The sequence below is a fragment of the Streptomyces sp. enrichment culture genome (assembly GCF_964272855.1).
Classification (GTDB): Bacteria; Actinomycetota; Actinomycetes; order Streptomycetales; family Streptomycetaceae; genus Streptomyces.
Window position 1 is genome coordinate 1,535,580 of the sequence record NZ_OZ186847.1, and the last position, 12,283, is coordinate 1,547,862.

A 12,283-nucleotide genomic window follows, 5' to 3' on the forward strand; every position below is an offset into this window, starting at 1 on the left:
CGGGGTCGCTCGTCGTCGCCGGGTCACTCGTCGTCACCGGGTCACTCCTTTCACGTTCACTCTTCCCACGGCGACGGCACCTGCGCGTTCACCGAGCTGATCAGGGCGTTCAGGTCGATGCGGACGAGGTCGACGTCCGCGATGCGCAGCGTGATGTCGCCGGTGATGACGACGCCGCCGGCCAGCAGCCGGTCCAGCAGGTCCACCAGGGCGACCTCCCGGCGTTCCACCACGGTCACGACAGTTCGCCCTCCTCGTTCTCCTCCTCGCCGCCCGCGATGTCTCCCACGAAGGAGTAGGCGGCCCAGGGCCCGGTGAGTTCGACCCGCATTCCCGAGGAGTCGGAGTCGTCCTTCGTACGGTCCACGAGTTCCACGAATTCCTCGGAATGGTCGCGCGGCACCAGATAGGCGGCATTGAGCACATTCCGTCCGGCGGCGCCGGAAAGCGCCGGGTTCTGCGGCGGATGCAGCCGGGAATCCTCGGCGTACCCGGAAAGCGATTCGTGCAGCCGCGTGGCGAAATCCTCGGCCTTTTGCCAGAGGTCCTCGCGGGCGCGGACCTGCGAGCGGCGCTGCCGGAGGTAGTCACGGCCGGAGGCGGCCTTCTCACGCGGCCGCTCGCTCTCCTCCGACTCCTGGCCCGGTTCGGGCTCGGTGAAGACCTTCACGCCCCATTCCACCCGCCCGTCCAGCCGCTCCAGGGTGCTCCGGAAGAAGTCCTCACGGCTCTCGATCATCACCCGCACGGCGCTGTCGTCCCGGAAGACGGTGGCCAGCCGCAGCGGCAACGGGGTGGTGACCGTGGTCAGCGCGTCGATCACCTGCTGGTGGGCGCGCGCCGTGTCGGTGAGCCAGTCCAGGTCCTCCAGGTGGGCGCGCAGCGGCTCCTCGGCGAAGTGCCGCTCGGGGACCGTGCTGACGACGGCGACGAAGCCGTGGTGGTGCAGCAGCCGGGGCGGCACGCCCGCCACACCCGACAGCTGCGACTGGAGGGGGGCGCCGAACGGGCGGCAGACGGCGTACACGTAGCGCAGTCCGGTGGTCATCGTGATCGCTCTCCCTCCAGAGCCGCCAGCCGATCCCGCAACTCGGCGTTCTCCCGGGCCAGTTCGTCCTTGCGGGCGAGTTCGTCGCGGCGGGCGCGCGAGGACAGGGCCGGATCGCTCTCCCACCAGTCGATGCCCATCTCCTTCGCCTTGTCGACGGAGGCGACGATGAGGCGCAGCTTGATGGTGAGCAGTTCTATGTCCAGCAGGTTGATCCTGATGTCGCCCGCTATGACGACGCCCTTGTCGAGGACCCGTTCGAGGATGTCCGCGAGGTTGGCGCCGCCGTCGCGGCCGTACGGCTCGGGTAGCCGGCTGGGGGTTGTCATCGGCGGCTCCGTTCGGCGGTCGGCCGGTCGCTCAGGGGTGTGGACGGTGGGCTGTCTCCCACGGGTACCCCGTCCGGCGCGTTCAGCGTGACGTGCCGCGCGAAGTCGGCCAGGGCCCGGCGGGTACGGCGAGCGGGCACCCGCACCAGTGCGGCGGCCCGCTCTGCCGGGCCGCCGGGCCGGTACTCGGCGATCAGCAGCACCCGGGTGAGGCCGTCGGCGAGCGGGTGGAAGGAGACGACGCCCCGCAGGCCGTGCGCGGTCCACACGATCCGGTCGCCGGGCGCCGGGTGGGCCCGCGGATGGCGCGCCCACACGTCGTACGCCGTGCGCGACGGTACGCCGACGTCGATCCGCTCGACGACGACGTACGGGCGGGCCGCCGTACCGCCGCGCCGGACCGTCAGCCGGTCGACGGCGAGCTCCAGCGCGGCGCGCGCAGGGCCCTTGCCTTCGGCGAGCTTGCGGCCGACGGCGAGGGCGAGCCGGGCGAAGCCGGGGTCGCGGCCCTCGGCGATGTCGGTGAGCCGGACGGTGGCCTCGCCGAGCCCCCGGCCGACCCCGGCCAGCAGCCGCTGCGCCTGGGCGGCCAGATACTCCCGCGCCTCCGCGCGGAGCCGGTCGGCGGCCTCACTGCGGGCCACCTCGGCGAGCAGGCCGGGGCGGCCGGACGCCGACGGCACGAGAGCGCCGGTCATCGGTCACCGCCTCCCTTCGTCGTACGGGCCCCCGCCTTCGCTGAAGCCGACCTCCGCGCGGCACTCCGCGCGGCCGCGGTCCTCTTGGCCGGCGGCTTCTTCGCGGGGGGCTTCTTGGCACCGGCCTTCTTGGCGGGGGCCTTCTTGGCCGTGGGCTTCGGGGCAGCGGGCTTGTCGGCGGACTGCTCGTCGCCGGACCGCCCGCCGCCGGACCGCCCGGCGCGGGACCGCGCGGCCGTGGCCTTCTTCGCGGTGGCCTTCTTGGCCTTCCGTACCGCGGTCTTCTTCGCCGCGGCGTCCTGCGCGGCGGCGTCCGGACGGTCCGGCGCCCGCGCCTCGGACTCCTCGACCGACTCCTCGCTGCCGTCGGCGTCCCCGTCCAGCGGATGCTCGATCTCGTCGGCGTCCTCGTCCAAGGGCGTCTCGATCTCGTCGGCGTCCTCGTCCAACGGCTCCTCGGTTTCGTCCACCGGCTCCTCGCCGTCGTCGACGTAACCGTCCAAGGGCTCCTCGATCTCCCCACCCCCCGCCGCGGGCCCGCCCGCGCCGAGGCCTGCGTAGATCTCCGCGGTCCGTTCGTGCAGCCGGTCGGCGAGCGCGTCGAGGCGGCGTCCGGCCCAGCGGGTCAGCGTGTCCGCCGCCGCGTCCGGGACGCCCCGCAGGTCCTCGCGGAGTTGCTCCTCGATCTCACGGACCTGCGGGTTCTCCCGGACCCGCCGGGACAGCAGCCGCAGCTGCCGGCGGGCCAGGAAGACCACGGCGACGGCCGCCAGTCGGCCCATCATCGTGACGTCTCCAGCCGGTCGAGGAGTTCGTCCTCGCGGCGGTCGAACTCCTCCTCCGTGATCTCCCCGGCGTCCAGCTGCTCCTCCAGCCGGGCGAGTTCGGCGCGGACCGTGGCGGGGTCGTAGTAGATCCGCTCCGCCTCGGCCAGCACCTGTCTGACCGCCCAGGCGCTGCCGCGCACCGGCGCGAACGGCAGCATCAGCACTTCGCCGATCAGTCCCACGGGCTCAGCCCTCCGCGCTCTGCGCGCCCGCCGCGCTGCCCGCGGTCTGGGCCGGACCGGGCTCGACGAAGCTGTACGGCGGCAGCGGCCCGTTGGCGCGCAGCTCCAGGTGGGGCAGGTTCTTGCGGGCCTGTTCGACCGCGGCCAGGAACGGCTCGGCCGCGTTCCGGTCGACCAGGAAGGAGAGGTTGACCAGCCATCCCGAGGACTCGGGCCCGACGCTCACCGCTTCCGCGGCCGCCTCCAGCGCCCGCCGCACCTCGGCGGCGTCCTCCGTCTCCTTGGCCCGCACCGCGGCGGCGACCAGCTCGCCGAGCCGCAGCTTGCTCTCGTAACTGCCGCCTCCGGCCTTCCGGTTGGCCTCGGCGAGGGACCTGATCTCCTGGTTCTCGGCCATCACGTGATGCAGGACGGCCTCCTCGATGTGGGAGGCCTTGACGTTGTACTCGACCTTGCCGTCGAGAGTCCGCAGCCGTTCCCGGTAGTGCTCGGCGCGTTCGGCGAGGACGCCGGTGACCGACTCGTCGTCGGGGGCGACGCTGCCGAACCGCATCGGCAGCACGGGGCCCGCGGCGCCCGCCTCGGCGAGCACGTTCTGATGGGCGATCAGGTCGCGGCGCTTGGGCCGCAGTCCGTCCGGTGCGTCGCTGACGAGGGCCGCCAGCTCACCTTCCTTCAGGACCCGCACCGGGCGGGCGGGATCGCCGACGCCCTGCATGCCGTCGGGGAGCGCGGGGTGGGAGCGTGCGGCGATGCCGTAGACGTAGGTGCTCACTCCTGTTCCTCCTTCCGGCGGGCGGTGGTGGTGCGGCGGCTGCGGGACTTGGGCTCGTTCTCTTCCGAGCCCTCGTCACGGGCCTGCTTGAACGCGTCGGAGATGGTCTGCGCGGCGCCGGACAGGGCGCCCTTGGACTTGCCGCGCGCTCCGGACTCGGTGATCTGCCCGACGACGTCCGGCAGGCCGGGGCTCTTGCGCGGCCCGGACTCCAGGTCGAGGCGGTTGCACGCCTCGGCGAAGCGCAGATAGGTGTCGACGCTGGCGACGACGACCCGTACGTCGATCTTCAGAATCTCGATACCGACCAGGGAGACCCGCACGAAGGCGTCGATGACGAGCCCTCGGTCGAGCACGAGCTCCAGGACGTCGTAGAGGCCGCTGGAGCCACCTCCCGAGCCGGTCTGCTGTGCCGGGACAACGGTCATGTCGACCTGTCCTCCTTCTCTGCTGGTGTGGTGGCGGGCGTCGAGGGCGGCCTAGCGGCCGCCGGGCCGTTGTGCGTCGGCCCGCCCGCGTTCGTAGCGGCGCACGCGCCGGTAGCCGGTGAGCAGGCCCCGGTCGTCGAGTTCCACCTGGTAGCTCGCCATCAGGCTCATCGTGTCGGGAACCCGGGTGAGTTCGAGGACCTCGATCTCCAGGGACCAGCCGTCCTCCGTCTGTTCGAAGGACGACACGGTCTCGGCGGTCATGCCGGTGAGCTCCGCGAGCTGGGTGCGCGCCTCGCGCAGCACCTCCATCGGGCTCGGCCGGTCGTCCGCCGTGGACGTGTTCCGCGTCTGGTTTTCCTGTGAACTCTGTGACTTTGATGTGCTGTTCGTGTTCGACATGGCCACCTCCGTGTTCGGGTGGCCGCTCGTTCTTCGGCCAAACCTGTGGAATGCACGGCGGTGGGGCGCGCCGGGACCGGGGCGGGGCGTCAGTCGCGCAGCGCGTCGAGCCGGCGCCGGGCCGGTGCGAGGGACCGGCCCCGGTTCAGCACGCCGGCCCACGGGTTGGTGCGGGCCTGGTCGACGGCGTCGGCGAGGGTCCAGCGGCGCGGCCCGAAGCCGGGTGTGCCGAGCTGGTCCCAGGTGACGGGTACGGCGACGGGAGCGCCGGGGCGGGCCCGGACGGAGAACGGGGCGACGGCGGTCTGGGCGTAGGCGTTGCGCTGCACGTCCAGGTAGAGGCGGTCACCGCGGTCCTTCTTGCGGGCGGCGGTGGTGAGCCGGTCCGGGTGCCCGGCGGCGAGGGTGTCGGCGACGTCGCGGGCGAACCGCCGTACCTCGTCGGCGTCCTGTTGTCCGTTCAGCGGCACGACGACGTGCAGTCCGCGCGAGCCGGTCGTCATCAGGGCGGACGGCAGCCGCAGTTCGTCGAGCAGTCCGCCGAGCAGACCGGCCGCCTCCCGGACGGGCGCGAAGTCGTCGCCGGGAGGGTCGAGGTCGAAGACCAGCCGGTCCGGGCGGTCCAGCCGGCCGGTGCGCGACAGCCAGCGGTGCAGGGTGACGCAGGCCTGGCCGGCGAGGTGGACGAGGGTCGCGGAGTCGTCGCAGACGGTGTGGCAGACGGTGCCGCCCTCCTTGGGCACCTCGACGCGGGTGATCCAGTCCGGGTAGTTCTCCGGGGTGTTCTTCTGCATGAAGCGGGGCCCGTCCACGCCGTCCGGATGGCGTTCCAGCATCAGCGGGCGGCCGCGCAGATGCGGCAGCATGAACGGCGCGACCGACCGGTAGTAGTCGACGAGGTCGCCCTTGGTGTACTCGGGGTGGCCGTCGCCGGCGGGGAACAACACCTTGCCGGGCCGCCGTACCTCGACGGTACGACGGCCCGCTCGCACGGTGCGTGTGCCGGCATCGGTCACGGTACGACCGCCTGCTCCACCAGCAGGCGTACGGCGGCGGCGATGGACTCGGCGTCGATGCCGGCGGCGTGCAGCTGCTCCTCGGGCGACGCGGAGCCCGGCATCGTCCGCACCGCGAGGCGCACCAGGCGCGGCATGGGGCGGCCGTCGAGGAAGGCCTCGCAGACCGCGTCGCCGAGCCCGCCCTCCGGGTGGTGGTCCTCCACGGTCATCAGGCAGCCGGTGTCCTCGGCGGCCTGGCGCAGGGTGAACCGGTCGACGGGCTTGACCGAGTACAGGTCGACGACCCGCACCTGGATGCCCTCCCCGTCGAGGGCGTCGGCGGCGGCCAGCGCCTCCGGGACGGTGACGCCCGCCGCGACCAGGGTGAGCCGGTCCCGCTCGGAGGAGCGCAGCACCTTGCTGCCGCCGATCGGGAACTCCTCGTCCGGCTCGTAGAGCACCGGGCCGGCGCCGCGCGAGGTGCGCAGGTAGCGGATGCCGTCGAGCCCGGCCATCGCCGCGACCAGCGCGGCCGTCTGGTTGGCGTCGCACGGGTAGAGCACGGTCGAGCCGTGCACGGCCCGGAACATCGCCAGGTCCTCCAGGCCCATCTGCGAGGGTCCGTCCTGGCCGATGGCCACACCGGCGTGCGAGCCGACCAGGTTGATCCCGGCGCCGCCGACCGACGCCATCCGCACGAAGTCGTGGGCGCGGGTGAGGAAGGCCGCGAAGGAGGAGGCGTACGGCACCCAGCCGCGGGAGGCGAGGCCCACCGCGGCGGCGACCATCTGCTGCTCGGCGATGTAGCACTCGAAGAAGCGGTCGGGGTGTTCCTTGGCGAAGAACTCCGCTCGGGTGGAGTCGCTGACCTCGCCGTCGAGGGCGACGACGTCGTCGCGGGCGGTGCCGAGCGCGGCGAGGGCCTTGCCGTAGGCGTCCCGGGTGGCGACGCCGTCGCCGCCCCGCTCCCATCGTGGGAGGTCTACGGCCGCCCCGTTGCGTACGGTATGCAATATCCTGGCGACCGGCGGTTCGTGGACCCGGACGATCAGGTCCCGCTCCCCGCCCAGCTGCTCGATCGCCTCCTCCGCGTCCGGCAGCGGCTTGCCGTGCAGGCCCTCCCGGTCCTCGACCCCCTCGACGCCCTTGCCCTTGAGGGTGCGGGCGAGGATGACGGTGGGCTGGCCCTTGGTGGATATGGCCTCGCCGTAGGCGCGGTCGATGGCGTCGACGTCGTGGCCGTCGATCTCGATCGTGTGCCAGTCGAAGGCCCTGAACCGGCGGCCGTAGGCGTCCAGGTCGTGGCCGTGCCGGGTCGGTCCGCGCTGGCCGAGCCGGTTGACGTCGACGACCGCGACGAGGTTGTCCAGGCGCTCGTGGCCCGCGTGCTCGGCGGCCTCCCACACGGAGCCCTCCGCCAACTCGCTGTCGCCGCACAGCACCCAGACGCGGTAGTCGGTGCGCTCCAGCCGCTTGCCGGAGAGCGCGACGCCGACACCGACCGGCAGCCCCTGGCCCAGCGAGCCGGTGGCCGTCTCGACCCACGGCAGCCGCTGCGGCGTGGGATGGCCCTCCAGCCGGCTGCCCTGCTCGCGGAACGTCAGCAGCTCCTGGTCGTCGATCGCGCCGGCCGCCTTGAGCACCGAGTAGAACAGGGGGGACGCGTGGCCCTTGGAGAGGATGAAACGGTCGTTGGCGGGGTGGGCGGGACGGTCGAAGTCGTAGCGCAGGTGGCCGGCCAGCAGGACCGCCATCAGGTCGGCGGCCGACATCGAGGACGTCGGATGCCCGGATCCGGCGGCGGCCGCCGCGCGGACGCTGTCGACCCGCAACTGCTGCCCCAGTTCGACGAGTTGGGCGGTGTTCATCGCTCTCCTTCCGCAGGCGTCTCGGACTCGGGGGGATCGGCGGGACCGGCGGGATCCGCCGGATCGGCGGGCAGGTCGGAGGCCTTGACCGGGCCGGGCGGCTCACGGTCGGTGCGTGGCGCGGCCCCCGTGCGGGGATGCCGTACGGGGCCGGGCGGTTCGCCGGCGGACTCCTCCTCACCGGCGGGGCCGGGCGGCTCGCGGTCGGCCCGGGGCTCGGCGGGGCTCGATCCCTCCTCGCCGGTCACCATCTCGCCGGGGCCGGACGGCTCGATGTCGGCCGAGCCGACGGCACCGGGCGTCTCAGCGTCCAGGAAGGGCCCGGCGACCCCGGACAACTCCGCGTCGCTGTCCACGACGGCGCCCAGGGGACGACCGCCACGGCCCTGGCCCCGCCCCTGACCCCGACCCTGACCGGGCTCCCGCACGGGCTCCTCACCCGGATGACTCTTGGCGGGTTCCCCACCCGGGTGGTCCTTCGCGGGCTCCCCACCCGGATGACTCTTCGCGGGCTCCCCACCCGGCTGGTTCTTCGCGGGTTCCCCGCCATGCCCGCTCCGCGCGGGCTCCTCGGCCTCCGGGCTCCTGGCGGCACCGGGCCCGTCACCGACGGCCCGACCGCCCGCGCCCCCGGTTCCCCTTCCGCTTCCGGTTCCGCTCCCGCTTCCGGTTCCCGCCTTCGCTTCGGCCTCTGCCCCGGCCTCGTCCGGCGACCGCACCAGTTCCGGCGAGGCCGTGTCGAGCGGTACCGCCCAGGACCGTACGAGTCCCAACTGCACGGCCTGCCGGGGCAGTACCGCGTCGAGCAGCCAGTCCGCGGCCACCCGCACCCGGTTGCCCGGCATCGCGGCGAGGTGGTAGCCGCGGGTGACCGCCCCGGCGAGCGGTCCGGACATCGGCACGCCGAGCGGGTTCGCGGCGGCCTGGGTTCCGCCGAGGTCGACGACGAACCCCATGTCGCGGTGCCGGTAGGCCTGCCGCTCCGCCGCGCCGAGCGACGCGGCGACGTTGCGGGCGCAGACCTTGCCCTGCCGCCAGGCGTGCTGTGCGGTCATCGGGGTGTACTCCCCCGGCTTCTCCAGGTCGGGCACGGCGGCCACGTCCCCGCAGGCGAACACCTCGGGCCGGCCGGGTACCTGAAGGTGGGGGTCGACGAGCAGCCGGCCGCGTTCCAGGGGCAGCCCCAGCGACGCGACGAGCGGGTCGGGGCGCACCCCGACGCACCACACGAGGGTGCGGGTCTCGACGTGCTCGCCGTCGGTCAGCAGGACTCCGTCGCGCGTGGCCTCCTTCACGGAGGTGCCCATCCGCACGTCCACGCCGCGCTGCCGCAGCACCCGGTCGGCGGTGCGGGAGAGCCGTTCGTCCAGTTCGGGCAGGACACGCGGCGCCACGTCCAGCAGCATCCAGCGGGGCCGTATGCCCTCGCGCAGGGGGTGCTTGCGGACCTGGGCGTCGGTGAAGAGCTGGCCGTGCGCGGCGACCTCGGTGCCGGTGTATCCGGCGCCGACGACGACGAACGTACAGCGTGCCGCGCAGCTCTCGGGGTCTTCGGCGGAGGCCGCGAGTTCCACCTGCCGGGTGACGTGGTCGCGCAGGTAGAGCGCCTCGGGCAGGCCCCGGAAGCCGTGCGCGTGCTCGGCGACGCCGGGGATGGGCAGAAGCTTGTTGACGCTGCCGGCGGCGAGGACCAGCCGGTCGTACTCGAGGGTTCCGTCGCCGCCCTCGGGGTCGCTGTAGTGCACGGTGCGCGCGTCGAGGTCGATCGCGTCGGCCTCGCCGAGCACCAGCCGCACCCGGGGCAGGGTGCCGGAGAGGGACACGGTGACCCGGCGCGGTTCGAGGATGCCTGCGGCGACCTGGGGCAGCAGCGGCAGGTACAGGAAGTAGTCGGTCGGGTTGAGCAGGGTGATCTCGGCCTTGTCGCGGGCGGCCCGGGACAGGGCGCGGGCCGCCCGGTAGCCGGCGAAGCCGGCGCCGACGACCACGATGCGGGGTCGACTCACGGTGCGCCTCCGTCGTTCTCGCCCGTACGGGGGCAGGTAGGCGGGCACGGACGAGGCCGTACGGGTTCTCCCGTACGACCTCGTACGCGCGGTACGAGCTTTCCGCGTCCCCCTGGCCGGGGCACCCAAACGTCTGCCGGGCGCACCCGGGCGTCCGCCGTTTCCCCGCCGGGCGCGCGGGCAACTCGGTCGGCCGGTCCCCCAAAAGCCCCCGTAGTGGAGGTCCCCCATGCCCGAGTACGGCTATTTCCTGTCCTGCGAGGAATTCGGCCCCGCGGAACTCGTGGAACAGGCCAGGATGGCCGAGCAGGCCGGTTTCCGCTCACTGTGGATCTCGGACCACTACCACCCCTGGAACAGCGCCCAGGGGCAGAGCCCGTTCGTGTGGTCGGTGATCGGCGCGATCTCGCAGGCGGTGTCGCTGCCGATCGAGACGGCGGTGACCTGCCCGACGGTGCGGATCCACCCGGCGGTGGTGGCGCAGGCCGCCGCGACCTCCGCGGTGATGACGAACGGCCGGTTCCGGCTCGGCGTGGGCTCCGGCGAGGCGCTGAACGAGCACGTCGTCGGCCACACCTGGCCGCCCGCGGACGTGCGCCTGGAGATGCTGGAGGAGGCGATCCTGATCATGCGCCGGCTGTTCACCGGTGAGGAGGTCACCCACCACGGCACCCACTACACGGTGGAGAACGCCCGCCTCTACACCGTCCCGGACGAGCCGGTGCCGATCGACATCTCCGGCTTCGGCCCGAAGGCGACCGCGCTCGCGGCGAGGGCCGGGGACGGGTACATCACGATGATGCCGGAGACGGACATGGTGGAGCAGTTCCGCAAGGGCGGCGGCGGTACGAAGCCGGTCAGCGGCGGCACAAAGGTCTGCTGGGGCACCGACCGCGCGGAGGCCGTCCGTACCGTGCGCCGGCTGTGGTCCAACGAGTTCCTCCCCGGCGAGATGGGCCAGGTGCTGCCGTCACCGAGCCACTTCGAGCAGCTTGCGCCGCTGATCACCGAGGAGATGATCGCGCGGAACGCGGTGTGCGGGGACGACGCGGACGAGCACGTGGCCGCGCTGACCGCGTTCGCGGACGCCGGCTTCGACGTCGTCTACGTCAACCAGATCGGCCCCGAGCAGCGCGGCTTCTTCGACTTCTACCGGACGAAGGTGCTGCCGCGGCTGTCGGGGAACTGAGGTCTACCGCCGTGCGGCCCGCGTCAGGGCGCGGGCCGCGAGCAGGGCGGCGCCCGCGGTGAGGGCCGTGCCCATCCGGCCGCGCTGCCGGGACAGCCACTGCTGGGGGCTGCGGTCGTGGGACTCCTCGTCGAAGCGGCCGTGCGCCCCGAAGTCGCGTCCGTGCGGCCCGTCGGCCGGCGCCCACAGGTTCCCGCCGCCGGTCGCCTCCTGCCGGTGTCCCGCCTCCGGCTGGGACTCCTGCTGGGAGCCGAACCCGGTGCGCGCCAGGTACCGGTCCAGCAGTCCGGGCGCCACGGCGTTGGCGAGCAGCGTGGCGACCGTGGAGCCGCCGACCCAGTACTCGCGCCGCCGCGGGTGGGACGCCGCGTGGACGATCGCGCGGGCCGCGACCTCCGGCTGGTACACGGGTGCCACCGGGCGGGCGCGGCCCGGCATCCGGCTCAGCAGCCAGTCGAACTGTGGGGTGTTGACCGCCGGCAACTGCACCATCGTGGCGCGCACCCGGCTGCCCTCGTGCAGCAGCTCGCACCGCAGCGACTCGGTGAAGCCCTGGATGGCGTGCTTGGCCCCGCAGTACGCGCTCTGCAGCGGCACCCCGCGGTAGGCCAGCGCGGAGCCGACCTGCACGATCGTGCCCCGGTCGCGCGGCCGCATGTGCCGCAGCGCGGCCCGGGTGCCGGACACGTAGCCCAGGTAGGTCACTTCGGTGACCCGGCGGTACTCGTCGGCGGTGATGCCGGTGAACGGGGCGAACACCCCGGAGAAGGCGTTGTTGACCCAGACGTCGATGTGGCCGAAGGCGTCGACGACCTGCTGGGCGGCGTCCTCGACGGCCCTCGCGTCGGCCATGTCGACGGTGACGACCAGCGCCTCCCCGCCCGCCTGCCGCACGTCGTCGGCGGCGGCGGCCAGGCCCTCGCGGCCGCGGGCCAGCAGGGCTACGCGGTCGCCGCGCGCGGCGAAGGCGCGGGCCGTGGCGCGGCCCACGCCGCCGCTGGCCCCGGTGACCACGACGGCCCGGCCGCGCCCCGGGTGCCTGCCCGTCCCGCGCACCGCGGGTCAGGCCCGGTGGTGCGGGGACTCGGGGTCGGTGCCCTGCTGCCCCGGCGCCGGGGTGCGCGGGGCGGACGACGGCATCGGCGGGTACGGCATGCCGAGCCCGCTCGGCGGTGCCGCCGGCTGGGTGCCGCCGAGGGTGTGCCCGTCGCCGGAGTCGTACATCGAGTCGTGCTTGGGCCGGGCGGCGCCGCGCAGCGCGTAGGCGACGACACCGAGCAGGGCCGCGGTGATCAGCGCGGCGGCCCAGTCCGGCAGCGCCAGGGCGAGGGCGAGCCCGACGGCGAGCGCGAGGGCCGCGCCCGCGTACAGGGCGACGGTGCCGGACGCGGCGTACAGCATGGCCGTACGGCGCTGCTTCCGGGTCTGCTGCCGCAGTTCGTCGCGGATCGTCTCGCGCGCCACCTGCGCCAGTTCGTCGACGAGATGTTTGTCCAGATGCTCCAGATGATCCAAGCGGTCCATGGCGGCCGG

15 protein-coding genes are annotated in these 12,283 nt (G+C 73.6%); 1 reads left to right on the top strand and 14 read right to left on the bottom strand.

The features are described 5' to 3' along the window. Positions 1-56: 56 nt before the first annotated feature. From ACSU6L_RS06620 to ACSU6L_RS06675, 12 genes are all read right to left on the bottom strand, one after another. Positions 57-239 carry a gas vesicle protein gene (locus ACSU6L_RS06620; RefSeq protein ID WP_073942592.1) on the bottom strand — a complete coding sequence of 61 codons (183 nt, stop codon included), beginning with the start codon at positions 237-239 and terminating at the stop codon, positions 57-59. Beyond that, entirely contained in the window at positions 236-1,048 is an 813-nt protein-coding gene (locus tag ACSU6L_RS06625; protein ID WP_437054476.1) for a GvpL/GvpF family gas vesicle protein, read from the bottom strand. Before ACSU6L_RS06625 ends, ACSU6L_RS06620 begins: the two co-directional genes overlap by 4 nt. Next, positions 1,045-1,377, bottom strand: a complete 333-nt coding sequence (locus ACSU6L_RS06630) for a gas vesicle protein (RefSeq protein ID WP_437054478.1) — start codon at positions 1,375-1,377, stop codon at positions 1,045-1,047. Before ACSU6L_RS06630 ends, ACSU6L_RS06625 begins: the two co-directional genes overlap by 4 nt. Beyond that, the gene (locus ACSU6L_RS06635; RefSeq protein WP_437054480.1) at positions 1,374-2,075 is read right to left on the bottom strand and encodes a hypothetical protein; all 702 of its coding nucleotides are present in this window, start codon (positions 2,073-2,075) and stop codon (positions 1,374-1,376) included. The genes ACSU6L_RS06630 and ACSU6L_RS06635 overlap by 4 nt, the downstream gene beginning before the upstream one ends. Next, entirely contained in the window at positions 2,072-2,860 is a 789-nt protein-coding gene (locus ACSU6L_RS06640; protein WP_437054482.1) for a hypothetical protein, read from the bottom strand. Before ACSU6L_RS06640 ends, ACSU6L_RS06635 begins: the two co-directional genes overlap by 4 nt. Then, positions 2,857-3,084: a gas vesicle protein GvpG gene (locus ACSU6L_RS06645; protein WP_073942587.1), complete on the bottom strand. Its 228-nt coding sequence runs from the start codon at positions 3,082-3,084 to the stop codon at positions 2,857-2,859. The genes ACSU6L_RS06640 and ACSU6L_RS06645 overlap by 4 nt, the downstream gene beginning before the upstream one ends. A gap of 4 nt (positions 3,085-3,088) precedes the next feature. Further along, on the bottom strand, positions 3,089-3,859 hold the full coding sequence (locus tag ACSU6L_RS06650; protein ID WP_437054484.1) for a GvpL/GvpF family gas vesicle protein: 771 nt from the start codon (positions 3,857-3,859) through the stop codon (positions 3,089-3,091). Beyond that, positions 3,856-4,287, bottom strand: coding sequence for a gas vesicle structural protein GvpA (locus tag ACSU6L_RS06655; protein ID WP_437054486.1), 432 nt, complete (start codon positions 4,285-4,287; stop codon positions 3,856-3,858). Before ACSU6L_RS06655 ends, ACSU6L_RS06650 begins: the two co-directional genes overlap by 4 nt. 51 nt (positions 4,288-4,338) lie before the next feature. Further along, a complete protein-coding gene (locus tag ACSU6L_RS06660; RefSeq protein WP_437054488.1) occupies positions 4,339-4,689 on the bottom strand; it encodes a gas vesicle protein in 351 nt (116 codons plus the stop codon). Positions 4,690-4,778: 89 nt separating this feature from the next. Next, a complete protein-coding gene (ligD, locus tag ACSU6L_RS06665) occupies positions 4,779-5,705 on the bottom strand; it encodes a non-homologous end-joining DNA ligase (protein ID WP_437054490.1) in 927 nt (308 codons plus the stop codon). Beyond that, a complete protein-coding gene (locus tag ACSU6L_RS06670; RefSeq protein ID WP_437054492.1) occupies positions 5,702-7,555 on the bottom strand; it encodes a transketolase in 1,854 nt (617 codons plus the stop codon). The genes ligD and ACSU6L_RS06670 overlap by 4 nt, the downstream gene beginning before the upstream one ends. Beyond that, entirely contained in the window at positions 7,552-9,561 is a 2,010-nt protein-coding gene (locus ACSU6L_RS06675; RefSeq protein ID WP_437054494.1) for an FAD-dependent oxidoreductase, read from the bottom strand. Before ACSU6L_RS06675 ends, ACSU6L_RS06670 begins: the two co-directional genes overlap by 4 nt. A gap of 229 nt (positions 9,562-9,790) precedes the next feature. Here ACSU6L_RS06675 and ACSU6L_RS06680 point away from each other — a divergent pair, with 229 nt between their 5' ends. Continuing rightward, entirely contained in the window at positions 9,791-10,750 is a 960-nt protein-coding gene (locus tag ACSU6L_RS06680) for an LLM class F420-dependent oxidoreductase (RefSeq protein ID WP_437054496.1), read from the top strand. A 3-nt stretch (positions 10,751-10,753) separates the two neighbouring features. Here the strand turns inward: ACSU6L_RS06680 and ACSU6L_RS06685 are convergent, their stop codons facing one another. Continuing rightward, positions 10,754-11,806 (bottom strand): SDR family oxidoreductase, encoded by a 1,053-nt coding sequence (locus tag ACSU6L_RS06685; RefSeq protein ID WP_437054498.1) that lies wholly within the window; start codon positions 11,804-11,806, stop codon positions 10,754-10,756. A 6-nt stretch (positions 11,807-11,812) separates the two neighbouring features. After that, entirely contained in the window at positions 11,813-12,274 is a 462-nt protein-coding gene (locus ACSU6L_RS06690; protein ID WP_437054500.1) for a phage holin family protein, read from the bottom strand. Positions 12,275-12,283 lie beyond the last annotated feature (9 nt).